The 24,149-nt window shown below is 65.8% G+C and carries 20 protein-coding genes; 15 read left to right on the top strand and 5 right to left on the bottom strand.

Going from position 1 to position 24,149, the window contains the following annotated elements; all coding sequences use genetic code 11:
* Positions 1-4: 4 nt before the first annotated feature.
* Together ACWHY3_RS15590 and ACWHY3_RS15585 are read left to right on the top strand one after the other, a co-directional pair.
* Entirely contained in the window at positions 5-1,114 is a 1,110-nt protein-coding gene (locus ACWHY3_RS15590; protein ID WP_448126927.1) for a FecCD family ABC transporter permease, read from the top strand.
* Positions 1,111-1,986, top strand: coding sequence for an ABC transporter ATP-binding protein (locus tag ACWHY3_RS15585; protein ID WP_448126926.1), 876 nt, complete (start codon positions 1,111-1,113; stop codon positions 1,984-1,986). Before ACWHY3_RS15590 ends, ACWHY3_RS15585 begins: the two co-directional genes overlap by 4 nt.
* Before the next feature lie 12 nt (positions 1,987-1,998).
* Here the strand turns inward: ACWHY3_RS15585 and ACWHY3_RS15580 are convergent, their stop codons facing one another.
* Complete coding sequence (locus tag ACWHY3_RS15580) at positions 1,999-2,457, bottom strand: GNAT family N-acetyltransferase (protein WP_218776952.1); 459 nt, start codon at positions 2,455-2,457, stop codon at positions 1,999-2,001.
* Positions 2,454-3,323: a DMT family transporter gene (locus tag ACWHY3_RS15575; RefSeq protein WP_087718300.1), complete on the bottom strand. Its 870-nt coding sequence runs from the start codon at positions 3,321-3,323 to the stop codon at positions 2,454-2,456. The genes ACWHY3_RS15580 and ACWHY3_RS15575 overlap by 4 nt, the downstream gene beginning before the upstream one ends.
* Before the next feature lie 298 nt (positions 3,324-3,621).
* Here ACWHY3_RS15575 and ACWHY3_RS15570 point away from each other — a divergent pair, with 298 nt between their 5' ends.
* From ACWHY3_RS15570 to ACWHY3_RS15530, 9 genes are all read left to right on the top strand, one after another.
* Complete coding sequence (locus tag ACWHY3_RS15570) at positions 3,622-3,786, top strand: hypothetical protein (protein ID WP_448126925.1); 165 nt, start codon at positions 3,622-3,624, stop codon at positions 3,784-3,786.
* 52 nt (positions 3,787-3,838) lie between these two features.
* A complete protein-coding gene (locus tag ACWHY3_RS15565) occupies positions 3,839-4,447 on the top strand; it encodes a DedA family protein (protein WP_087718299.1) in 609 nt (202 codons plus the stop codon).
* A 30-nt stretch (positions 4,448-4,477) separates the two neighbouring features.
* Complete coding sequence (locus ACWHY3_RS15560; protein ID WP_087718298.1) at positions 4,478-4,957, top strand: DUF192 domain-containing protein; 480 nt, start codon at positions 4,478-4,480, stop codon at positions 4,955-4,957.
* Between the two features lie 324 nt (positions 4,958-5,281).
* Positions 5,282-6,256: a TAXI family TRAP transporter solute-binding subunit gene (locus ACWHY3_RS15555; protein ID WP_087718340.1), complete on the top strand. Its 975-nt coding sequence runs from the start codon at positions 5,282-5,284 to the stop codon at positions 6,254-6,256.
* Positions 6,257-6,526: 270 nt separating this feature from the next.
* Positions 6,527-9,127 carry a TRAP transporter permease gene (locus tag ACWHY3_RS15550; RefSeq protein WP_448126924.1) on the top strand — a complete coding sequence of 867 codons (2,601 nt, stop codon included), beginning with the start codon at positions 6,527-6,529 and terminating at the stop codon, positions 9,125-9,127.
* Between the two features lie 135 nt (positions 9,128-9,262).
* Positions 9,263-9,709 (top strand): DUF4385 family protein, encoded by a 447-nt coding sequence (locus ACWHY3_RS15545; RefSeq protein WP_448126923.1) that lies wholly within the window; start codon positions 9,263-9,265, stop codon positions 9,707-9,709.
* A 40-nt stretch (positions 9,710-9,749) separates the two neighbouring features.
* The gene (locus ACWHY3_RS15540; RefSeq protein WP_448126922.1) at positions 9,750-10,550 is read left to right on the top strand and encodes an MOSC domain-containing protein; all 801 of its coding nucleotides are present in this window, start codon (positions 9,750-9,752) and stop codon (positions 10,548-10,550) included.
* A 568-nt stretch (positions 10,551-11,118) separates the two neighbouring features.
* Positions 11,119-11,778 (top strand): carbonic anhydrase, encoded by a 660-nt coding sequence (locus tag ACWHY3_RS15535; RefSeq protein ID WP_332778945.1) that lies wholly within the window; start codon positions 11,119-11,121, stop codon positions 11,776-11,778.
* A gap of 79 nt (positions 11,779-11,857) precedes the next feature.
* Complete coding sequence (locus ACWHY3_RS15530; RefSeq protein ID WP_087718292.1) at positions 11,858-13,516, top strand: SulP family inorganic anion transporter; 1,659 nt, start codon at positions 11,858-11,860, stop codon at positions 13,514-13,516.
* 82 nt (positions 13,517-13,598) lie between these two features.
* Here the strand turns inward: ACWHY3_RS15530 and ACWHY3_RS15525 are convergent, their stop codons facing one another.
* Both ACWHY3_RS15525 and cra read right to left on the bottom strand, forming a co-directional pair.
* Positions 13,599-15,500 (bottom strand): hypothetical protein, encoded by a 1,902-nt coding sequence (locus ACWHY3_RS15525; RefSeq protein ID WP_087718339.1) that lies wholly within the window; start codon positions 15,498-15,500, stop codon positions 13,599-13,601.
* Positions 15,501-15,696: 196 nt separating this feature from the next.
* On the bottom strand, positions 15,697-16,680 hold the full coding sequence (gene cra, locus ACWHY3_RS15520) for a catabolite repressor/activator (protein WP_087718291.1): 984 nt from the start codon (positions 16,678-16,680) through the stop codon (positions 15,697-15,699).
* A 319-nt stretch (positions 16,681-16,999) separates the two neighbouring features.
* Here cra and ptsP point away from each other — a divergent pair, with 319 nt between their 5' ends.
* Genes ptsP through ACWHY3_RS15500 form a run of 4 tightly spaced genes read left to right on the top strand, consistent with a single transcriptional unit; the run spans position 17,000 to position 23,409 of the window.
* Positions 17,000-19,924 (top strand): phosphoenolpyruvate--protein phosphotransferase, encoded by a 2,925-nt coding sequence (gene ptsP, locus ACWHY3_RS15515; RefSeq protein WP_087718338.1) that lies wholly within the window; start codon positions 17,000-17,002, stop codon positions 19,922-19,924.
* Positions 19,924-20,889, top strand: coding sequence for a 1-phosphofructokinase (pfkB, locus tag ACWHY3_RS15510; protein WP_087718290.1), 966 nt, complete (start codon positions 19,924-19,926; stop codon positions 20,887-20,889). The genes ptsP and pfkB overlap by 1 nt, the downstream gene beginning before the upstream one ends.
* Before the next feature lie 11 nt (positions 20,890-20,900).
* Complete coding sequence (locus ACWHY3_RS15505; RefSeq protein WP_332779009.1) at positions 20,901-22,907, top strand: PTS fructose-like transporter subunit IIB; 2,007 nt, start codon at positions 20,901-20,903, stop codon at positions 22,905-22,907.
* Complete coding sequence (locus ACWHY3_RS15500; RefSeq protein WP_432415355.1) at positions 22,852-23,409, top strand: hypothetical protein; 558 nt, start codon at positions 22,852-22,854, stop codon at positions 23,407-23,409. The genes ACWHY3_RS15505 and ACWHY3_RS15500 overlap by 56 nt, the downstream gene beginning before the upstream one ends.
* Positions 23,410-23,473: 64 nt before the next feature.
* Here ACWHY3_RS15500 and wrbA read toward each other — a convergent pair whose 3' ends face one another.
* Positions 23,474-24,070 carry an NAD(P)H:quinone oxidoreductase gene (wrbA, locus tag ACWHY3_RS15495; RefSeq protein ID WP_087718289.1) on the bottom strand — a complete coding sequence of 199 codons (597 nt, stop codon included), beginning with the start codon at positions 24,068-24,070 and terminating at the stop codon, positions 23,474-23,476.
* Positions 24,071-24,149: the final 79 nt, after the last annotated feature.

The following is a 24,149-nucleotide window of genomic DNA, read 5'->3' as shown; positions in this document are numbered from 1 at the left end:
CCTGATGAAGACTCGTACCCTGACACCGCCCGCCTGCCCGATGAATCGTCCTGATGCCGGCGTGACGCCTCCGCCCGGCTCGTGGCGCCTGAGCTGGGCGCTCGGCGAGCGCGACTATTCGATCCTGATCGAGCGTCGCGCCTGCTTCGTCTGCCTCGGCTTGCTGGCTGCGCTGCTGGCCGTTTCGCTTCTGTCGCTATGCCTGGGCACGCTGACGTTGAGCCCGCGGGAGGCGCTGGCCGGCGTCTTCGGTTACGGCGATCCGGTCAGCGCTTTCGTCGTCCAGGAGCTGCGTCTGGTGCGATTGGCCGCGGGTGTCGCGACCGGCGCGGCGTTTTCGCTCTCCGGCTGCCTGATGCAGACGCAGGCCCGCAACCGTCTGGCCACGCCCGGGATCGTCGGCATCGACAACGGCGCCACGGCCTTTGCCGTTGCCTCGGTCGTGGGGCTCGGCACGAGCCTGGCGCCGCCGCCGATGGCGCTGGCGGGGGCCGCCACGGCGACGGCCATTACCTTTGCGCTGGCCAATGACGTCGGGACGCGCGGCTATCGCTTCATCGTGACGGGGATTGGCGTCGGCGCGGTCTTCGGGGCGTTGACGCAGCTGCTGATGGCGCGGGTCGCCATCGACACCGCCAACGCCGCCTATCCCTGGACCGTCGGCAGTCTCAACGCCCGCGACGGTGCCGCGCTGGTCTGGCTCTGGTACGGTCTGGCGATCGGCCTCGTGGTGGCGTGCTATCTCTCCCGGGCGATGCGGATACTGCGCTTTTCGGACGCCGTGGCCCAGGGGCTGGGCTACCGCGTGCGCGCCTGTCGTTACACGGCGCTGGTGGTGTCGGTGGCGCTCGCGGCACTGGGGGTCGCGGTCGCTGGCCCGGTCGGGCTGGTCGGGTTGATCGGCCCGGAAATCGCCCGCCAGCTCTCTTCGCACCGGGGCGTTTCGCTGATCGCTTCGGCACTCTCCGGGGCGATCGTGATGGTCGCCGCGGATCTGGTCGGGCGGTTACTGCTGGCGCCGATCGAAGTGCCCGTCGGTATCGTGACCGCGATCGTCGGGGCACCGTTTCTTCTGTGGATACTGTTACGTCCTGCACCGAGGTTCCAGTCATGAACTCGTTTGCCGCTATCTCGTCCGATGCGTCGCCCTCGAACGTGTCGCCGGACGTCGCACCGCCCCTGGCCGCGCGCCAGCTCTCGTTGAGCTACGGGCGGGGCAGCGCGCGGCGCACGGTGATCGATGCGCTCGATCTCGAGCTCCCTGCCGGGCAGGTGACGGCGATCGTCGGCCCCAACGGCTGCGGAAAGTCGACGCTACTGGCGAGCCTGGCGAGCCTGGCGCGTCTGCACGTACCGGATCGGGGCGCGGTGCTGCTCGACGGTCACGATATCCAGCGTCTGCCGGCGCGCGAGATGGCGCAGCGGCTGGCACTGCTGCCGCAGGAAACTCACGCGCCGGAAGGCCTGACCGTCGCCGAGCTGATCCGCTTCGGACGGCAGCCGCATCAAAGTCTGTTCAAGCAGTGGTCGAGGGACGACCGGCGCGTGGTCGACGAAGCGCTGGCGGCGGCGGATCTGCACGCGCTCGCCGACCGGCCCCTGGATGCCATGTCCGGCGGTCAGCGCCAGCGCGCCTGGATCGCCATGGCGATCGCCCAGCAGACACCGCTGCTGCTGCTCGACGAACCGACTTCCGCGCTCGATCTCGGCCATCAGCTGGAAGTGTTCGAACTGATCCGGGACCTGGCCGCGGCGGGCAAGACGCTGGCGATGGTGGTGCACGATCTGGTCAGCGCGTGCCGCTTTGCCGACTACCTGGTGGCGATGCTGGACGGCAGGATCGTCGCTGCCGGCAGGCCGAGCGACGTGGTGACGACGGCGCTGGTTCGTGATCTCTACGGCGTGGAATGTACCTTGATGCAGGATCCGGCCACCGGCAGCCCGCTCCTGACCAACATCCGCTCGGCTCGCCACTCGCGAGGCTAGGGTGGCGTTGGCTCAGGCGTTGGCGTCTTCGACCAGCACGCGGGAAAACTTGACGATCTCATCGCGGCGATCGGCCCAGCCCAGATGCTGCCAGAAGCGGTGAGCCTCGTGATTGTCCGCCAGGGTATCGAGATGCACCTTCTCGATGCCCGCCGCCAGCAGCGCGGCCAGGCAATGATCGACCATCGCCCGGGCGAGCCCCAGCTGGCGATAATCCGGATCGACCATGACGTGTTGCAGATAGCCGCGGCGGCCGTCGTGGCCTGCCATGGCGCAACCCACGATGCTTTCCCCGCTGGCCGGGCGCGCCACGAAGCTCAATCCTGGATTTCGCTCCAGATAGCGTTGCGTGGCCGCGTAGCCATCGGCGGTTCTGAGCACCACGCCCGGCGTGCGCAGCATCATCGCGGTGAAATCCGCATGATCGTCGAGTGTCATGGGCAGGATATCGGGAAAGGCAGGGTGACTCATGAAACGGGCCTCGGCTTGCGTTGACGGCGAAAACGGATGTTGATGACGGCCAACCCGGCGATGACCATGGCCCCGCCCGCGACCTTGTTGATTCCCAGCGGATCGTCGAGCAGCCAGACGCCGAGAATGACGGCGAACACCGGCATCAGCAGCGTCAATGGCACCACGCGGCTGACCGGATGCTTCTGCAGCAACCGGTACCATAACCCGTAAGCGGCGATCGAGGACATCAAGGCGGTATACACCACCGCGCCCCAGCCGGCCCAACTGGCCTGGTGAAGCGCCAGCCACTGGTCGTCCTCGAAGATCCAGCTGCCCAGCGCGACCAGGGGAATCGCGAACAGCGAGATCCAGCCGGTCATGGTCAGCGGCGCGATGGGTGGGGAGAGCTTGATGATCATGGTCGAGACCGCCCAGAAAAAGGCGCTGGCGAGCAGCAGGGCGGTGGCAGCGGGTGGCGGCAGCGACGGGCCGCCGGCCAGCACCACGACGCCACCGAAGGCGAGGATCAGGCCGACGACCCGGCGGGGCCCCAGCTTCTCCTTGAGGAACATCGCCGCCAGCAGAGTGGCGAACGGAGTACCCATCTGGACCAGAAGCGCACCGGTACCGGCCTCCGATTGCTGGAGTCCGAGAAACAGCAGCGGGAAGTGCAGGCCGCCGAAGGTGACCGCCAGCAGCAGGATCCAGGGGAGTTGTTGGCGCGAGATCCGGGTAAACGGTACGACCAGCACCGCGACCAGCATGAAGCGCAGGACCGTCACCAGCAGCGGCGGCAAATCCTCGACCCCGAGCTTGATCACGATGATGTTGAAGGCCCAGATGGCGATGATGCCGAGACCGATCAGTAAATCCTTGAGGGGCACGCGCGGTACTCATCGTTGAAAGACGTTGTCGAAAGGCGTCGTTGGAGACGTTACCGAATGGCGCCGATACCCCATTGTCTCAGCGACTCGGGCGAGAGCAAGGTTATTTTGAGATGTCACGCGGCCGGGCGTGAAACGCCGACAGGTCTCGGCGTGCCATCGCTGGAACCGCGGGCGATGTCCGGTTGCCGGCGGCTAACTCGGCGTCCCGTTATCCGAGGAATGCGCTACCATGCGTCAACGTCTTCCGAAGGATGACGCCCCGATTTCGTCATCATCGCCACCGAGAGCCCGGAACATGTTCAAGGGAATCGCCTTCTGCGTCTGTTTTCTCGTCGTCCAACTGTTCGCGCTGTCCTACATCGACCATCGGGTCGGCCAGGGTGAATCCGCCACGCGTCAGACGGCCACGGCGCAGAACGGCTCGCGCCAGCGCGAGTCCGGGACGGAGGAACAGGCGTGACGATATGGTTTCAGAGTGAGGGGCGCGGCATGCCGCCGGCGGGAGCGGCTGCATGTATTCACTGATTCAGCAGGCGGTCGATACGCTGAGCTACTTCGGGCTGGTGCTGCTGATGTTCGCGGAGAACCTGTTCCCGCCCATTCCCTCCGAACTGATCATGCCGCTGGCGGGTTACCTGTCGAGCCAGGGTAAGCTTTCGCTGATCGGCGCGATCGTGGCGGGCACGGTCGGCTCGGTGCTGGGGGCACTGCCGTTCTACGGCGTCGCTCGCTGGTTCGGCCATGACCGGATGTCCGCTTTCGTCGAGCGCCACGGCCACTGGCTGGCGCTATCGCGGCGGGACCTGGATCGCGCCGATCGCATCTTCAAGCGCCACGGCGACTGGATCATCCTGTTCGGCCGGCTGGTGCCCGGTGTGCGGTCGCTGATTTCGTTGCCGGCCGGGGTCTACGCCATGCCGATCGGGCGCTTTTTGCTGCTCACCGCGTCGGGCAGCGCGATCTGGAGCGCCTTCCTGGCCGTAGCCGGCTATCAGCTGGCCGAGAATTTCCGCGCGCTGGAGGCCTATATCGGCCCGGCGTCGAAGCTGGTGCTGGGGCTGCTGGTGCTGGCCTGGCTCTATCATATCGGTAAGCATTACTGGCGCCGTCGCTACGGGTGAGGCGGCGCCGCAACGGCGAGGAGGAAGGGCATGCTGGCGAGGGTTCGGGCCTGTGGAGTATGGGTGTTGTGCGCGCTCTTCGCGGTACCGGCATGGGCGGAGACGTTGCCGCGCCAGACGGTGATCCTCGACGACGGCCGGCATGAGCATACGCTGCATGTCGAGGTGGCGCGGACGGCATCCGAGCGTGCGCGTGGGCTCATGGAGCGCGAGTCGCTGGCGGAGAACGCGGGCATGCTGTTTCTCTACGACCGCGAGCAGCCGGGCAGCAACGCCTACTGGATGTACAAGACCAGAATCCCGCTGGATATCGCCTTCATCGGCGGTGACGGCGTGATCCGCTCGCTCAGGACGATGCCTCCCTGCCATGCGACCTCATCTCGCGACTGCCCCGTCTATCCGGCAGGCGCGCCGTTTTGGGCTGCGCTCGAGGCCAATGCCGGCTACTTCGACGCCCATGACCTGGCCGTGGGAGATCGAGTCGATCTCTCCTCCTGGCTGGCGCCGTGACGGCATTCGTGTCCGGCATGAGGCATGCCGATCATGAAGGCATTTGAGCCGGGAAGGGCCGCTTTAGGCGACGAAAGCGGGCGATGGATGCGGTGATGGCGCATCATCGGGGGAAACGGACGGCGGACACGTTACCTCGCGGTTTTGCCCGGCTCGAACTCACTATATGATGGCGCGCCGTCAGGGATAAGATATGTTGCAATAGGCAAGTCCACGGGCACGGTGCGATTCGAATCACACCCTGACGCACGCCGGCCAGCCTGTCGTCTTCGCGGTCGGGAAACCGATCAACACAATAAACGGGAAAATCTTCGAGGTATGCGCATGAAACGCCATGCATTAACCGCAGCCGTTCTCTCCTCCGCCCTGATGGGTGCCGCATCGATCTCCACGCCGGCCATGGCTCAGGAGCAGCAGTACATCACCATCGGCACTGGTGGCCAGACCGGCGTTTATTACGTCGTCGGCCAGTCCGTCTGCCGGATGGTCAACCGCAGTGCCGAAGAGAGCGGCATTCGCTGCAACGCACCGTCCACCGGTGGTTCCGTTGCCAACGTCAACGGCATCAAGTCCGGCGAGCTGAACATGGGTGTCGCCCAGTCCGACGTCCAGTACAACGCCTACAACGGCGAAGCGCAGTTCGACCAGCCGATGGAGAACCTGCGTTCGGTCTTCTCGCTGCATGGCGAGCCGCTCACCATCCTGGCGCGCGAAGATGCCAACATCCATTCCGTGCAGGACCTGAAAGGCAAGCGCGTGAACATCGGTAACCCGGGTTCCGGCCAGCGCGCCACCATGGAAGTGCTGATGGACGCGGAAGGCTGGGACACCAGCGTGTTCTCGCTCTCTTCCGAGCTGGGCGCCGCCGAGATGGCTTCCGCGCTGGCGGACAACAACATCGACGCCATGGCGTACGTCGTCGGTCACCCCAACGGCGCGATCCAGGAAGCGACCACCACCGTCGCCTCCAACCTGGTGCCGCTGAACGACGAGGCCGTCAAAGGACTGGTCGAGAAGTTCCCCTACTACAGCATGTCCACCATTCCCGGCGGCATGTACGAGGGTAACCCGGACGACGTCGAGACCTTCGGTGTGCGCGCGACCTTCGTCACGTCTGCCGACGTCGACGACGAAGTCGTCTACCAGACCGTCAAGGCCGTATTCGACAACTTCGACCGCTTCAAGCGTCTGCACCCGGCATTCGCCAACCTGACGCCGGAAGACATGATCAGCCAGGGGCTCTCCGCACCGCTGCATGAAGGCGCCAAGCGCTACTACAAAGAGCAGGGCTGGCTGTAATCGCCCACGGCGTCATTCCTGACGGAATGCGTTAATCTTCGGCGCGGCGGTTGGTTGCAACCGCCGCGCCGTTGGATCGATACCTTGCGACATCGACCGTCGCATCGAGTCAAGCGCGGAACGCGGACGCGAAGCGTAGCGATTCATTCGCGCAGGCGATTACTCAGTGTTTGCTCAGAAGTTGTCTGCAACACGGGCGAGTCTCCGGCTTCCCGCCGTATGGCCGGGTACCGCTCTTCTGAAGGCACCTTCTCAAGTCAGGATCTGCTCATGACGGATAACAAGGCTTCTGGCCCCGATCAGGCCAAGCTGGACGAACTGGCTGCGACCGACACCGGTGGTCGCAAGCTGACCGGAACGCCCAACCGCATCCTGCTGGGTGTGGCGGCGCTGTGGTCGCTGTTTCAGCTCTGGATCGCTTCGCCGCTACCCTTCATCGTCGGGTTCGGTGTCTTCAGCGCCACCGAGGCGCGCTCCATCCATCTGGCGTTCGCCGTTTTCCTCGCCTTCATGGCCTATCCGGCGTTCAAGCGCTCTCCGCGCGAACGCATGCCGATTCTCGACTGGGCCATGGCCCTCGTGGCGGCGTTCTGTGCCTCCTACCTCTACTTTTTCTATGCCCAGCTTTCCCAGCGTCCCGGCGCGCCGATTCTGCAGGACGTGATCGTCGGCGTGGTGGGGATCGTGCTGCTGCTCGAGGCGACACGTCGCGCGCTCGGCCCGCCGCTAATGATCATCGCGCTGATCTTTCTGGTCTACTCGCTGGCCGGACCGTACATGCCGGGCATGCTGGCCCACCGTGGCGTGAGCTTTTCCGGACTGGTCAACCATCAATGGCTGACCACGCAGGGGGTGTTCGGCATCGCGCTGGGGGTCTCCACCAGTTTCGTGTTCCTGTTCGTGCTGTTCGGTGCGCTGCTCGACAAGGCCGGGGCGGGCAACTATTTCATCAAGGTGGCGTTCTCGCTGCTGGGGCACTATCGCGGTGGCCCGGCCAAGGCCGCCGTGGTCTCTTCCGGCCTTACCGGCCTGATTTCCGGTTCCTCGATTGCCAATACGGTCACCACCGGCACCTTTACCATCCCGATGATGAAGCGCGTCGGCTTCAGCGCGACCAAGGCCGGTGCGGTGGAAGTCTCTTCGTCCGTCAACGGTCAGATCATGCCGCCGGTGATGGGCGCGGCAGCGTTCCTGATGGTGGAATACGTCGGTATTCCCTACATCGAGGTGATCAAGCACGCGTTCCTGCCGGCGGTGATCTCCTATATCGCGCTGCTCTACATCGTCCATCTCGAAGCGCTGAAGGCGGGCATGCAGGGCTTGCCCAGCGGTAACCCGCAGCGGCCGTGGCTCAACAAGATTCTCGGCTTCCTGACCGGCCTGGTCGGCATCATGGCGATGGCGTTCGCGGTCTATTACGGCATCGGCTGGCTCAAGCCGGCCTTGGGAGAGGCAGCGCCCTGGGTCATCGCGCTGGGTGTCGGTGCGATCTACATCGCGCTGATGAAGATCGGTTCCCGCTATCCCGAGCTGGAAGTGGACGATCCCTCGCAGGAGATCACTCAACTGCCGCGCACCCGGCCGACCGTCATGGTGGGGCTGCATTACATCCTGCCGGTGGTGGTGCTGGTGTGGTGTCTGATGGTGGAGCGTCTGTCGCCGGGGCTGTCGGCGTTCTGGGCGACCGCCTTCATGATCTTCATCATCCTGACCCAGCGGCCGATCGATGCCTTCTTCCGCGGCAAAAGCGATCTGGCCAACGACATCAAGCGCGGCGGCATGGATCTGTGGGACGGGCTGATCGATGGTGCTCGCAACATGATCGGCATCGGTATCGCCACGGCCACCGCCGGCATCATCGTCGGCGCCGTGGCACAGACCGGCGTCGGCCTGGTGCTGGCGGATCTGGTCGAGACGCTGTCGATGGGCAACCTGCTGCTGATGCTGCTGCTTACCGGCGTGCTCAGTCTGATCCTGGGCATGGGGCTGCCGACGACCGCCAACTACATCGTGGTATCGGCGTTGCTGGCGCCGGTCATCGTCCAGTTGGGGGAACAGAACGGGCTGATCGTGCCGCTGATCGCCGTCCACCTGTTCGTGTTCTACTTCGGCATCATGGCCGACGTGACGCCGCCGGTGGGGCTAGCCTCGTTCGCGGCGGCGGCGATCTCCGGCGCCGATCCGATCCGGACCGGCTTCCAGGCGTTCTACTACAGCCTGCGGACGGCGGCGCTGCCGTTTCTATTCATCTTCAACACCGACCTGTTGCTGATCAACGTCGACTGGATCCACGGGATCGTCATCTTCGTCGTGGCGACGGTGGCGATGCTGATTTTCGCGGCCGCCACCCAGGGCTTCATGCTGGTCAGGAGCCGCTGGTACGAAAGCCTGGTGCTGCTGCTGGTCGCCTTCTCGCTGTTCCGTCCGGGCTTCTGGATGGACATGGTCGACGCCCCCTACGAGGAGGTGCCGCCGGCGCAGTTCGAGCAGGCGCTGGGAGAGATCGGACCCAATGAGCACCTGATGACGCGCATCGATGGTCTCGACGCCTACGGCGCGCCCACCAGCTTCGTGATCCAGGTGCCGGCGACGGAAGGCGACACCGGTGCCGAGCGGCTCTCGAGCCTGGGCCTGCATCTGATGCAGGAAGACGGCAAGACGCTGGTGGACATGACCGACTTCGGTAGCCAGGCGGAAAAGCTGGGCTTCGATTTCGACCAGGAGATCGTCTCGGTGCGTATCCCCACGTCCCAACTGCCGAAAGAGCTGATGTGGATCCCGGCGCTTTTGCTGTTCGGATTGGTGGTGGCGCTCCAGCGACGTCGGCGCGGATCTAGGGCCAACAAGCTCCAGCAGGTCGCGGCAACCTGACGTAGCATTAAAGGCGTGGCAACATGACGGTCGTCTCCTCGGAGACGGCCGTTTTTCGTCCCCGCGATGTCTCGCGCTGCCTCCGCCGCGCGATCCCGTCGCGACCCTGAGCGAGATGACCTGAGCGAGGTGAGCGTGAGCTTCCCCGACGCGTCTATCGATTATCGTCGGCATCCGGAATGCTACCGGATCGGCCATGGCGAGCGCGGTGTGTTCCATGTCCAGCCCTACAAGGATGAGCTGCTTCCGTTGTGGGCCATCCGCAACGAGGCGGACGCCAGGCAGGCCGTCGCCGAACTGCACGCGTGCTATTGCGACTATCGCGAACGAGGCGATTTCGTGGGCATGGACATGGCGCGGAAATACCTGCAGATGGGCTATACCCGCGCACGGCGCTATGCGTGCTATCCCGGCGGGCGTAAGAAGGACGCCCAGGGCCGTCTACGCCAGCCGCGCAACGCCGATGCCGAGAAGGCTCGCATCGCCGAGTGCTATCGCGAAAGGCTGGATCGCGTTCGGGCCGACGAGGCCTACCAACAGGCCAAGCGCGAGCATCAGCGTCGTCTGAAATCCAGGCGCTGATCGCCGAATCAAAAGATCAATGTTGTGACAGGAGCCTTTCATGCCAGCGCTTGCTGCCATTCATCGTTATCCGATCAAATCCACGGCCGGCTCGTCGCTACAGCGCGCTCGGGTCGAGGAAGAGGGTCTGGTCGGCGATCGCCGCTTCATGGTGGTCAAGCCCGACGGCACCTTTCTCACGGCGCGTACGCATCCCCAGCTGCAAAGGGTGCGGGCGCAGTTCGATGGCGAGCGTCTGACAGTGACTCACGGCACGCTGCCGCCGGTGGACGTGGCGCGCCAGGAGTTCTCGGGGCAGCCGTTCGATACCCAGGTGTGGGCCGATCCTTTCAGCGCGACCACCACGCATGCCTCTCTCGACGACTGGTTCAGCGAGGCCGCGGGCGAGCCCGCACGGCTGCTGTGGCTGGGGGAGCGATCGCCGCGCTATCGGCAGTCGATCGGGGTGAGGGTCAGCTTCGCCGACGGCTATCCGCTGCTGCTGATCTCCGAGGCCTCGCTGGAGGATCTCAACGCCCGCACCGACGGGACGCATGTGATGGCGCAGTTCCGGCCCAATCTCGTCGCGACCGGCACCGAGCCCTACGCCGAGGATGGCTGGAAACGCATCCGGATAGGCGACGTGACGTTTCGGGTCGATGCGCCATGCTCTCGCTGTGCCATGGTGACGGTCGACCCTTCCAGGGGCGAAAAGCGGGCCGACAAGGAGCCGCTGAAGACGTTGGCGGGCTATCGCCGCGGCGAGAAGGGCAAGGTCTATTTCGGTCAGAATCTCGTGGCGGAGAATAGCGGTGACATCGGCGTGAACGACCCGATCGAGGTGCTGGAATCGTCGCTGTGACATGAACCGAGCATGAACGTTATCGGCGGGTAACGTTCATGCCCGTCGCGCTCTCTCAGCGGTATAAAAGGGTTCATCTTCACGCAAGGTTGTCGTGCCTTCTGTTACATTAGATTTTATTAAATTTCTGATGTTTCTCGACTTTCTTTTCCCTCCCTGAAGCCGGCTGTCATGCAGAGTTCATGAACACGATCGACGAAGGGCGGAAGGCCAGATTTTACGTTTCTTGACACTCGTCGGCTGTCGACCAAGTCGCGAAAAATCGCGATTTCGTGATCCGCTTCGGACCCGCCTGCATCAACACTCCATCACGTAGCCTTACAAAATTTGCAGCCTGCAAAGCGGTTTTTGCTTGCCCGATCCTGCCTTTCCGCCGTACGACTGGAAGCGAAGTCTGCGCCTTTCGTCTCATGCTCGAGTCGTTAGCCAACGATGACGACGGCCAGGCCGACATCACCGCCGGAAAGTCGAGCTCGGACGCCGAAACGACCGCGTGAAAACCGGCCTCGTCGATCGTCGCTATCCATATTGCCATTACACAAACCGCCACTGCACAAGGAGTGCTGCCATGCAATTCTTCGACCGTCTGCTACTCGAGAACCGGGCCTGGGCCGACGACATGAAGGCCTCCGACCCCGACCTGTTCGAGCGTCTGCACCAGGGGCAGTCGCCCGCCGCGCTGTGGATCGGCTGCTGCGACAGTCGGGTGCCGGCGGAGCAGATCTGCAATGCGCGACCTGGAGAGCTCTTCATCCATCGCAATATCGCCAACCTGGTGCATGAAGACGATGCCAACGTGTCGAGCGTGCTCGAGTACGCGATCAACGCGCTGAAGGTGGACCACATCATCGTCTGCGGGCATCGCGGCTGTGGCGGCATCCAGGCGGCGGTGAGCGGCGACGACGCCCTTCGGACGCTGCCCCATGTCGACAGGCATCTGGGACAGGTCAAGCAACTGGTCGCCGAGCGGGACGCCGAACTCGCGCAGTTCTCGCAACTCGGCGACAAGGTCGACCATCTGGTCGAGCTCAATGTGATCGCGCAGATCGAACGGCTTGCCGGCCTGAAACTGATCACCGGGAGCTGGCAGGCGCGGCGGGCGCCAAGCCTGCATGGCTGGGTCTACGATCTGGCGAGCGGACACCTGGAGGAAGTCTATCGTCGCGAGGCCGAGGGCGCGGAGGACGGGTTCGACGAGCCGGACTGGCAGCGTGTGGCGGCCGGTTAGAAGCTGATCTTCGAGAGCAACCAAAAGCAATAAGCCACGCCATTTCCACGCTGTGACTCAAGGATCCGAGGACACGACAATGACGGCATCGAGACAGACGACATCGACCCAGAAGACATCGAGACAGACGACGCCTGCGGCGTCGGCCGCTCACGACGGCTCCGATACCTTCCGTGACACCAGTCCCGACAGCCCCGATACCTTCTCGCTTCGACATCTCTCCCGCGATATCCCGGCGGGCATCGTGGTCTTCCTGGTGGCGATCCCGCTCTGCCTGGGGATCGCGCTGGCCTCCGGCGCGCCGCCCATTGCGGGACTCGTCGCCGGCATGGTGGGCGGCCTGGTGGTAACGATGTTCAGCGGCTCGGCGCTCAGTGTCAGCGGCCCGGCGGCGGGGCTGACCGTGATCGTGCTGGACGCGATCGAGCAACTGGGCAGCTTCGCTGCGTTCCTGATCGCGGTGATACTCGCCGGCGTGCTGCAGCTGCTGATGGGTGTGTTCAAGCTGGGGCGGATCGGTGCCTTCGTGCCGACTTCGGTGATCAAGGGCATGCTGGCGGGGATCGGCCTGATTCTGGTGCTGGGGCAGTTCCCGATGGCGCTGGGGCATCCGCTGGACGAGATGCCGTCGCTCGCCGACCCGGTTGCGCTGTTCAGTGGCATCTCGCCGCTGGCGACCGGGATTGCGCTGTTCAGTCTGGGCCTGCTGATACTCTGGGAGCAGCCGATGATCAAACGCCATCGCGTGCTGGCTCTGATCCCGGGGCCACTGCTGGTGGTGCTCGGCAGCGTCGCGATCGATCGCCTGGTCGGCGGTGCGATGCCTGGCTGGGCGCTGAGTGCCGGGCACCATATCGACCTGGGCGGGCTATCCGGGCCGACGGAACTGATCGGGCAGATGACACGTCCTGACATCGGCGCGCTGGCCAACCCGGCGGTCTATACGGTCGCGATTACCATCGCCATCATTGCCAGTCTCGAGACCCTGCTGAGCCTGGAGGCCATCGACAAGCTCGACCCTCTCAAGCGCCATTCGCCGCCGCATCGCGAGCTGAAGGCGCAGGGCATCGGCAATATGGTCTGCGGGCTGGTGGGGGCGCTGCCGGTGACGGCGGTGATCGTGCGCAGCTCCGCCAATGCCAACGCGGGTGGCCGCACCCGGCTGTCGAGCCTGATCCACGGCAGCCTGCTGCTGGTCAGCGTGGCGTTCCTCGCCATGTGGCTGGAGCTGATTCCGCTGGCGACGCTGGCGGCGATCCTGCTGCATACCGGCTACAAGCTGGCCAGGCCGGCGCTGTTCCTCGATCAGTATCGCGAAGGCATGCGCCGTTTCATCCCGTTCACCGTCACGGTGATCACGATTCTGGCTACCGATCTGCTGATGGGCGTGCTTGTGGGGCTAGTGTGCAGTCTCTACTTCCTGCTGCAGTCGGGTTACCGCTCGGCAATCGCCTGCACCCGGCGCGGCGATCACGTGCTGCTCAAGTTCCAGCAGGATGTCTCATTTCTCAACCGCGAAGAGATGCGTCAGTGTCTCGATACCGTGCCGGACAACGGCGAGCTGATCATCGACGCTATCGGTGCCAACTACATCGATCCGGATATTCGCGAGGATATCGATCGTTTCGTCGAGCATGCCGCGGCCAGGGGGATCGTGGTCGAACTACGCGATGTCGAAGGGAGGACCGGCACGTTCGGCGATGTCGAAGCGCTACCGGGTATCGCTCGCGCCGGTTGATGGAGACCCGATGACAATCCATGGCGGTCGCCATGCCCATCGAACCGTGGCAACCAGCATATTCGATCGGCATGGCGCCGTATCACGAGCGGGATTCCGAGAAACGGGTGTCGCAGTCGTCGGCGCCCAGCTGCGTGACCTCTCGTGGCGCGCCCTGATCGTCGAGCAGGACCTGACCGATACCGGCCCGGTTCCACAGGCGCTCGCCTTTCGAGGCCCGTTCGGGATAGTAGGGATCCACCGCCATGCGACGCCGCTTGGTGAGCCAGTTGAGCGGTGACCAGGGCGCGTAGAGCCAGCGATTGAGGCGGTCGAACCAGTCGAGCAGGGTGTCGGGGAAGGTGTTCTTGAGGCCACTGCTGGTGATCTGCCACATGCGAGGGCTGTTGCGATGCTGGCGAATGGTGATCGCGTAGACGAAGGAGTAGTGCACGTCGCCGGAGAGAATCACGTAACGCTGGGGCGTGCGGCTATGGCGCAGGATGTTGAGCATGGTATGAGCCGCACCGGGGTGCGCCATCCAGTTCTCCGCGTCGACCAGCAACGGCTTGCCGAACCAGGTGAAGACGCGCTGGATGCCTTCGATCAGCTTGACCCCGAAGATCGGCGCCGGAGAGACGATGATCACCGAAGGTTCCTCGAGCAGTTCCTGCTGGAATTCGCTCAACGCTTCCCAGTCCATCAGGCCCGAGGGGTGGTGCCGGCGACGTTCGCTACGCCAGCGCCGTGTGCGTGTATCCAGCACCACCAGGCGCGGCGTCGAGTCGAGGGTGTAGCCCCAGCCGGTGAAGCCCAGCAGGTGGGTCACGAGCCGGTTGTGCGTCTCGCAATCGAGCCGGCCGTCATGGCTGGCCGAGTCGAGCCATTCGCGGCTGGCGGCCAGCGGCTCGGCCAGGCCGTCGGGGTCGTTGCCCCATCCCTGACACAGCAGGTACGCGATCAGCGCGTTACCCACGATCCGGCGCGAGAACGGATGCTCATAGACCGCGGCTTCCCAGGCGGCGGAGAGATTCCAGTCGTCGGTGACGTCATGGTCATCGAAGATCATCAGCGTGGGAAGGTGGGCGAACAGGCGCGCCACGTTTGGCAGCCCAGCGACGAAAGCATCGATGTGGCGCTGTTCGGCGCGGTAGCGGTCCTGCTCCTCGGCGGCGAGTTGGGGAATTTCCACCTCGATCAGCCGCCACGGTGTCGGTGACCACACCAGTAGATACATCGCCAGCAGCTCGGCGAAGGTGATCAGGTGATTTTCCGCGCTGGCGGTGGTGAAGATCGGCTTGCGTACGCCGCCGAAGAATTTCTCGCGCAGGGCTTCGGTGGAGCGGATCGCCGGCAGCAGATCGTCGCGATGATAGTAGGTCTCGTCGCGGGCGTAGAGCTCGCTGCCGCTGGCGATCTCCGTTCCCTCCAGGCACTCGTCGTAAAGGCCCAGTCTCGCAATCAGCGCATGAATGGCGGCGAGCATCGGCCCGGCCACGTCGTCGGCATAGATTTGATCGCCGGTCATCAGTAGCGCTGCCGGCCGCGCGGCGCTGTCGGCGTGGCGCTCGCTCAGCCAGCGATCGGCGCGCACCAGGCCATCGGGGCTGGCGTGATGCGGCTTGCGGCAGGAGCCGTGGAGCAGATTGTCGTAGCGCGAACGCAGCACCAGCGTAGGCAGTGGCTCACCGTCGTAGCAAAGGGCCTCGCCCCAATCCCGCATCGAGCACCAGCCGGTGCCTTTCCCTTCCTCATTCACTCCCCCTGCGGCATTCACACGATAGGCGAGGTCGTAGGCGATGCGGACATCCCGGGGCAGGGCATCGCCGAGCGGCAGGTCGATCAGGTGAAGGTGAGCGTGATGACCGACCGCCAGGCGAGTCGTCGCCGACTCGAGATCGTGGTGCTGCGAGAGGTCATCGGCAGATAGCGTCAACTGGAGTTCGATCGGGCGCGAAGCGATCAGCCACATCACCAGTCGCTGCGGCATGGCGCGACGGAGCATTGGCCCGGCCAGGATGTCGGGAAGATCGTCTGACAAATGTCGTTCCTGATACGTCGGTGAACTACGCTCTGTCGGAAAAATGGCTGCGCTTGGCGGCTTTCAGCCAGATTTCAGGCAGAGCTCAAGCATACTTCAGTCGCGACGTTCAGCCCACGCTCTGCCGTGGACAATCCGTCTCGCCGGCATCCACCGGCATTCAACGTCGGCGCTTGAGCGTCCTGTCGATCACGTCCAGCCCGGGCACGTACTGGCCGCGAGCTGCCTGCATGGCGCGCGCCAGGGCCTGTTCGGCAACCCGGTCGTGATCCTGGGGGAGCGAGTTGACCTTGCACGGCAGGAAATCGAGCAGCCGATCGTCACCGAATGTCGCCAGATGCAACTCGGCGGGCGGCGCACCGTGTTCGAGCAGGACGTCGAGCAGCCCGTCCATTAGCGTGTAGGAGGCGGTGACGATGGCATCCGGCAAACCGCCCTCGTCCAGCAGGCGGCGCATCAGCGCTGCGCCGCTGTCACGATCGTAGCGTTCACCGCTGAAGCAGCGCGGGCGACACCGGGGCCTGTCGACCAGGGCGTCCAGAAAGCCGCGCCGTCGTTCGGTGCTGATCGACAGATTCGGCACCGCGTCCAGCCACACCACGTCCGACACGTCGTCGGCCAGCACCGAACGGGTCAGCATTTCCCCGGCAGCGCGACCGTTGGTGACGATGTTGACGAATCGCTCGGGGTCCAGCGGGCGGTCGATGGCGATCACCGGCAATCCCTGGGCCGACAGTTCGATATAGAAAGCGTCCTCGGGGCTCAGGCTGCTGGCGACCAGCAGCACGTCGCAACGCTGGGCGCGCAGCGACTTCGCGACTTCACGCTCGCTTTGCGGATCGTCGTCGGAACCGGCGATCAGCAGTTGATAGCCCTGCTGGCGCGCGCCGTGTTCGAGCCGCTTGGCCAGGCGTGCGTAGCTGCCGTTTTCCAGGTCCGGCACGATCAGGCCCAGCGTCCGGCTGTCGCCGCCGCGCAGGGCCGCCGCCTGGGCATCGATCCGGTAATCGTGGGCATTGGCGATGGCCAGCACGCGGGCTACCGTGGCCTCGCTGATGCGACGCGTCCTGGCCTGGCCGTTGAGCACATAGCTGGCGGTGGTGCGAGAAACGCCGGCCAGTCGGGCGATATCGGCAAGCTTCATGCAAGGCTCCTGCAACGTTCATGATCGACGATGACGCGTCCGCACGGTTGGGAACGATACCGCGTCGGGCCGCCCCGGCCCAGCCTGATTTTACGCTCGGCGCTATCCGGCCCGCTCCGTCGCAGAGAACTGTGGCGAAGATCTGAGGCGAAGGTCTGCTGCGAAGGTCTAGCTTGTCAAACGGCCGACGAACGGAGAGCATGTCGACACGACAGGTGACACGATTCAGCAAAAAGTTGGAACATCCGATGTCCTGGTGGTATCGGAAGCGCCGCTGCCCCATGCTACGGACATCGAACGACCATTCGGAGAGATCGTTATGCTGACCCTCCAGCCGCAGGACGCGGCGCTCAATTGCCAGGCCGACAGCTGGCAGGATGCACTGGATCAGGCCGCCGCGTCGCTGCACCGGGCCGGCCTGGTCGAGGCGAGCTATCGCGACGCGCTGCACGCCCGCGAGGCGCAGGGTTCGACCTTTCTCGGCAGCGGTATCGCCATTCCCCACGGCACCCCGGAGAGCCGCGAACAGATTCACCGAACCGGTGTGCGGCTGCTGCAGTTTCCCCAAGGCGTGACGTGGCACGACGGGAATCAAGTATTCCTGCTGGTGACGATCGCCGCCGCCAGCGACGAACATCTCGACGTTTTGCGGCGATTGACGCACGTGCTCGACGACGAGAGCGTGGCCGAACGCCTGGCCAACGCCGACACGGCCGAGGCGATGGTGGCGCTGCTGGCCAAGCCTCAACGCAAGGCACGCCTGGATGCCGGTACGCTCTGCCTGGGTTTTCCGGCGCGTGACCGTTTCGAGCTGGCGCTGGCGGCGGCCGCGCGGCTGCGCCAGGCCGAGTGCGTCGATGCGCGCTTCGTCGCCGCGATCACCGAGCAGGAACCGATCTCGCTGGGCCAGGGGCTGTGGCTGGTGAGTGCTGCCGCCGGCGTCAGTCAGCCGGCGCTGGCGCTGGCGACGCCGGAACGCTCGTTCACTGGCCCGAAAGGCGTGGTCAATGGCGTGTTCTGCGTGGCGGCGCAAGACGACGTTCATCGGGAGCTGCTGGAACGGCTGGCGGATCTGCTGGATAGCGGCGAAGGCGAAGCGCTGGTCGACGCCGATGCCGACCACGTTCTGGCGCGTCTGTCCGGCGAGTCTAGCCACGCCGAGACCGCTCGCGTGACGCTGCTCAACGCCCACGGACTGCACGCCCGCCCGGCCAAGCTGCTGGTCCAGGCAGCCCGCGAGCAGTCCGTGCCGGTTCGCGTGCGGCTGTTGGAAGGCGCGGCGGAGACGGTTTCCGCCGCCAGCCTGACCAAGGTGATCGGGCTCGGTGCCCGGCGCGGCCAGACGCTGATCTTCTCTGCCGAAGGCGGGGGCGAGGGTGGGAGCGCCGAGGCGGCGTTGGCGGCGATGGTCGCCGCCGTCCAGGGCGGGCTCGGCGAGTCCGTGAGGCCGCTGGCGGATGCCGCCAGCACCAGCCACGTCTCGCGGCGCGATGCGGTGGCCGAGGCAACGGGAGAAATTCCCGGCACGGCGGTACCGGAGCCCATCACCGACGATACCGCGTTGCCGGCTACCGCCGCCTCGCCGGGACTGGCGATCGCGCCGGTCTTCGTGATGCGCGCACCCAGCTTCGATTATCCCGAACGGGCCCGCGATCTGACGCCGGAAAAACAAGGCGACGCCGAACGGCAGCGCGAGCGACTGCGCGCCAGCCTGGTCGAAGCGCGCGAGCAGCTGCACGCGCTGATCGGCACCGCCAAGGGCGGCGACGTGGCCGAGATTCTCTCCATGCATGCCGAGATGCTCGACGACCCGGAATTGCACGAGGCCGCCTTCGAGGGCATGCGCGACGGTATGAGTGCCGAAGCGGCGTGGTGGCAGGCGATCGATACCGCCGCCCGCGCCCAGGAGGTGCTGGCGGATCGGCTGCTGGCCGAGCGCGCCGCCGATCTGCGCGACGTGGGTCGCCGGGTGCTGGGCGTGCTGTGCGGGGTCAAGATGCCGACACCGCCGCAGCGCCCGTACATTCTGGTCACCGACGATATCGGCCCTTCCGACGTGGCGCGCCTCGATACCGCCCAGGTGCGCGGATTGCTGACCGCCCGCGGCGGCGCGACCTCGCACAGCGCGATTCTGGCGCGGGCGCTGGGCATTCCTGCCGTGGTCGGTGCCGGTGAGCGAGCGCTGACACTCGCCAACGACGACGAGCTGATCCTCGACGGTGACCTCGGCCGGGTGATCGTGCGGCCCAGCGCGGAGCGCCGCGACCGTGCCGAACTACGCCTCAAGGAGCTGGAGCGGCTGCGTCGCGAAGCGCACGGCCTGCGCTTCGAAGAGGGCCGCACGGCGGATGGCCGGCGTATCGAAGTCGCTGCCAACTTGGGTAACACCGCCCATGCCGAGGATGCCGTCGAACACGGTGCCGAAGGCGTCGGATTGCTGCGCACCGAATTCCTGTTCATGGCGCACCCGGAGGCGCCGGATCTGGAGACCCAGATCGGCGAGTACCGGCGTGCCTTCGACGCTCTCGACGGCCGCCCGCTGGTGGCGCGTACGCTGGACGTTGGCGGCGACAAGCCGCTGCCTTACTGGCCGGTAGCGGCGGAGGACAACCCGTTCCTCGGCCTGCGCGGCATCCGGCTGGCGCTGACCCGCCCGGACGTGCTGGAAACTCAGCTGCGGGCGCTTCTGACCGCCGCCGGCGATCGGCCGCTGCGGATCATGTTTCCGATGGTCAAGGACGTCGACGAGTACCGTCAGGCCAGGGCGATCGTCGACCGGCTGCAACAGGAGATCGGCGCGTCCGACGTCCAGGTTGGCGTGATGATCGAGATTCCCTCAGCGGCGCTGCTGGCACCGAGCCTGGCGGCGGAGGTCGACTTCTTCTCCATCGGCACCAACGACCTGACCCAGTACACCCTGGCGATCGACCGCGGCCACCCTGAGCTGTCGTCCCAGGCGGATGGCTTGCATCCGGCAGTGCTGCGGCTGATCCGGATGACCGTGGAGGCGGCTCACGCCGAGGGCAAGTGGGTCGGCGTCTGCGGCGAGCTGGGCTCGGACGCTGCCGCCGTGCCGGTGCTGGTCGGGCTGGGCGTCGACGAGCTCTCGGTCTCCGTGCGCCAGGTGCCGATGGTCAAGGCACGCCTGCGCGGGATCACCGAGGAGAGCGCTCGCCTGCACGCCGAGACGGCGCTGGCCCAGGCTACCAGCCAGGCCGTGCGCGATGCGCTGGAGGCGCTCTAATGGCGCACGTGCTGGTGGTGACGCTCAATCCGGCGCTGGATCTGTCGATCCAGCTGCCGCGGCTCGAGCCGGGGGCGGTCAATCGCACGCGTTCGTCGCATCTGGCGGCGGCCGGCAAGGGGCTCAACGTGGCCCAGGTGCTGGCGTCGCTGGGTCACCGGGTCACCCTGTCCGGCTTTCTGGGCGCGGACAACGACACCGCGTTCGTCCAGGCCTGCCGGCGCGACGGGATCGAGGACGCCAGTCTGCGCCTGCCCGGCGAGACCCGGATCAACGCCAAGCTGGCCGAGGACGACGGTCGCGTGACCGACATCAACGGCCCGGGCATCGAGGTCTCCGAGGCGGCACTGGCCGAACTGACGGCCGATCTGGTCACGCGCTGCAAGGCGACGTCGCCGGCTGCGGTCGTGGTGACCGGCAGCCTGCCGCCGGGCGTGTCGCCTGAGGCGCTGGCGACGCTGATCCGGGCGCTCAAGGCCAGCGGCGTGCCGGTCTGGATCGACACCAGCGGCCCGGCCCTGACCGCGGCGCTGGCGGTACTGCCCGACGCGGCCAAGCCCAACGAACAGGAGCTGGCCGACTGGGCCGGCGGCCCGCTGGCCGATCCGGCGGCCCAGCTCGATGCGGTCCGGCGTCTGCACGCTTCCGGTGTCGAGGAGGCGATCCTGTCGCTGGGTGGTGAGGGCGTGCTGTGGATCGGCCGGCGCGGAGAGTGGCGCGCCACGCCGCCCCGGGTCGAGGTCCGCAATACGGTGGGCGCGGGCGATACGTTGCTGGCCGCTTTGCTGCATGGCGTGATCGCGGATCAATCACCGCAGGAGGCGCTGCGCCAGGCGACGGCACTGGCCGCCGAGGCGGTGCGCCATATCGGTGTCGGCAATCCGCACGCCGAAGACTTCCAGGAATTACTGCAACAGACGAGCGTCAGCCGCTGCGGCGAAGCGCGCGTCGGAGGGAATGCATGAACGGGGAACGCATGAATGTCATTCTGATTACCGCCTGCCCCAGCGGCATGGCGACGACCTTTCTGGCTGCAAGACGCCTGGAGCAGGCCGCCAAGCGTCGCGGCTGGGAGGCCCGGACGGAAATGCATGGCGAGCTCGAAGCTGTCACGCCGGTGTCGGAAGCGGCGATCGCCGCGGCGGATCTGATCGTCGTCGCAGCGGAGCGGGTGCCCGAAGCCGCTCGCTTCGCTGGCAAGCGGCTCTATCGCGCGCCGATCCAGCAGGCGCTGCCCGACCCCGAGGCGTTTCTCGAACGCGCCGCCCGCGAGGCGACGGTGTTCGATGCTGCCAGTGAGCCCGCGGAACCAGCGAAGACAGTGTCGCCCGAGTCTTCCGGAATCAAGCGCATCGTCGCGGTCACGGCCTGCCCGACCGGCGTGGCTCACACCTTCATGGCGGCCGAAGCGCTGGAGCAGGCCGGGCGGGCGCTGGGTCATCGAATTCACGTCGAGACACAAGGGTCGGTGGGAGCGCAGAACCGGATCACCGACGAAGACGTCGAAGCCGCGGACGTCGTGCTGCTGGCCTGCGATATCGAGATCGACAACGCCCGCTTCGCCGGCAAGCGGGTCTATCGCACGTCCACCGGTAGTGCGCTCAAGCAGCCGCAGCAGACGATCCAGAAGGCGCTCGACGAGGCGCAGGTGGAATCGGCCGGCAGCGGGAAGGGCGCCAGCGGCGAGCGCAAGAGCGGCGGATCCCCGAAGAGCGCCAAGGAGCGCGGATTTTACAAGCACCTGCTGACCGGCGTTTCGTTCATGCTGCCGATGGTAGTGGCGGGCGGTTTGTGCATCGCGCTCTCGTTCGTGTTCGGAATCAAGGCCTACGAGCAGGAAGGGACGCTGGCGGCGGCGCTGATGCAGATCGGCGGCGGCACCGCCTTTGCGCTGATGGTGCCGGTGCTGGCCGGTTACATCGCCTATTCGATTGCCGACCGTCCGGGCATTGCGCCCGGCATGATCGGCGGGATGCTGGCTTCGACGCTGGGCGCCGGCTTCATCGGCGGGATTCTGGCCGGCTTCCTGGCCGGCTACTCGGCCAAGGCGGTGACGCGCTACGTCAAGCTGCCGGCCAGCGTGGAGTCGCTGAAGCCGATCCTGATCATTCCGCTGCTGGCGAGCCTGGTCACCGGCCTGATCATGATCTACGTGGTCGGCACGCCGGTGGCGGCGGTTCTGTCGGCATTGACCGCCTTCCTCAACGACATGGGCTCGACCAACGCGGTTCTGCTGGGCGTGCTGCTCGGCGCGATGATGTGCTTCGACCTGGGCGGGCCGGTCAACAAGGCAGCTTATACCTTCGGCGTCGGGCTGCTGTCGACCGAGACCTACATGCCGATGGCTGCGATCATGGCCGCGGGCATGGTGCCGGCCATCGGGATGGGCCTGGCGACGTTCCTGAGGCGCAGCCGGTTCGCCCAGGCCGAGCGCGAGGCGGGCAAGGCGTCGTTCGTGCTGGGGCTCTGTTTCATCAGCGAGGGGGCGATACCCTTTGCCGCCAAGGATCCGCTGCGCGTGATTCCGGTATCGATGGTCGGCGGCGCGGTGACCGGGGCGCTCTCGATGTGGTTCGGCGTCAAGCTGATGGCACCGCACGGCGGCCTGTTCGTGCTGCTGATCCCGAACGCCGTCAACCTGGCGCTGCTCTATCTGCTGGCCATCGCTGCCGGCTCGGTGATCACCGGTGTCGGCTACGCCCTGCTCAAGCGTGGCGAGGCTGGCATGGCACCGGCCGCCGCAACCCTGCCCGAGTCCGCGTCGGCCGAGGCGAGCCGCCAGGTGTCATTTTCAGAAGACGACTGCACCAGGTGGCGGGGCGTAACGCCAGGTGTGAAGGCGGCTCCTGACAGCCCGGTATCAGCAGTCACCTTCACCAACCTCGACTATGCTCAGTACTCCTATGCACCACAGGCGAGTCGGGGGCATGGCGTCAGACTCAACACCGATTGCCGAGCAAGGCGTGGCCACCCTGCCCGATAAAGCCTGGGCCCAGGCCCGGCAGCGAACGGACATCATCGGACCACTGGCAGCGCTTGAGGTGGTGGGGCATGAGGCCGTCGACGCCGCCGCTCAAGCGCTGGGCCTGTCCCGGCGACAGGTATATGTCCTGATCCACCGTGCCCGGCAAGGCACTGGCCTTGTGACGGACCTGGCTCCCGGCCAATCCGGCGGCGGGAAAGGCAAGGGGCGTCTGCCGGAGTCGGTCGAACGCATCATCCGTGAGCTGCTGCAAAAGCGCTTTCTGACCAAGCAGAAGCGCAGTCTGGCGGCGTTTCACCGCGAGGTCGCTCAGGCGTGCAAAGCGCGCCCGTTGCGGGTGCTGGCGGCGTACCTCCCGCTGCTATTACGCCGCTGGAACAAGTGCAGATCGACCACACGGTCATCGTCCTGGTCGTCATGGACGAGCGCGACCGGCTACCCACGAGACCTTCGACCGGGCCATCGCCGAGCATCTTGCCCGGGGCTGAACCTCTGGCCCTGACACACGAAAGGCCCCGCACGGGTGACCGGGCGGGGCCTAATCGGCAAGGGCGAGAGGAGCGCTATCATCCGGCCAGCCGTGCAGCGATGCCGGCGACGTGCTCGCCCTGAAAACGGGCGAGGTTCAGCTCGGTCTCGCTGGGTTGACGTGAGCCGTCACCACCGGCGATGGTCGCGGCGCCATACGGCGAGCCGCCCTTGACCTCGGAGATATCGAACTGGGCCTCGAGACCATAGCCGATGGGCACGATCACCATGCCGTGATGGGCCAGGGTCGTCCAAGCGGTGAGAATCGTGGTCTCGTTGCCGCCGCCGGTGCCGGTGGAGGTGAAGACACTGGCCACCTTGCCGCGCAGGCTGCCGCTCGCCCACAGACTGCCGGTCTGGTCGAGGAAGGTGCGCATCTGGCCGGCCATGTTGCCGAAACGGGTCGGCGTGCCAAAGATAACGGCGTCATAGTCGGCCAGTTCCTCGGGACGCGCCTCGGGGGTGTCGAGTGCCTTGCCGCCGGCCTTGGCGAAGGCCTCCGGGTCCATCGTCTCGGGGACCCGCTTGATCGTCACTTCGACACCGTTCACCTGGCGTGCGCCGTCCGCGATGCTGTTCGCCATGGTCTCGATATGGCCATACATGGAGTAGTAGAGCACCAGTACCTGGGTCATGGGGTGTACCTCCTTGGGAGTGTTGCGAGTTGTCGATCTTTCGAACAAACGGGAGTATCCGGAAGTAAGTGGTTGATAC

Source organism: Salinicola sp. NYA28a (assembly GCF_976982775.1).
Note: the sequence above shows the minus strand (reverse complement) of the source record. Positions and strands in the feature narration are given on the sequence as shown.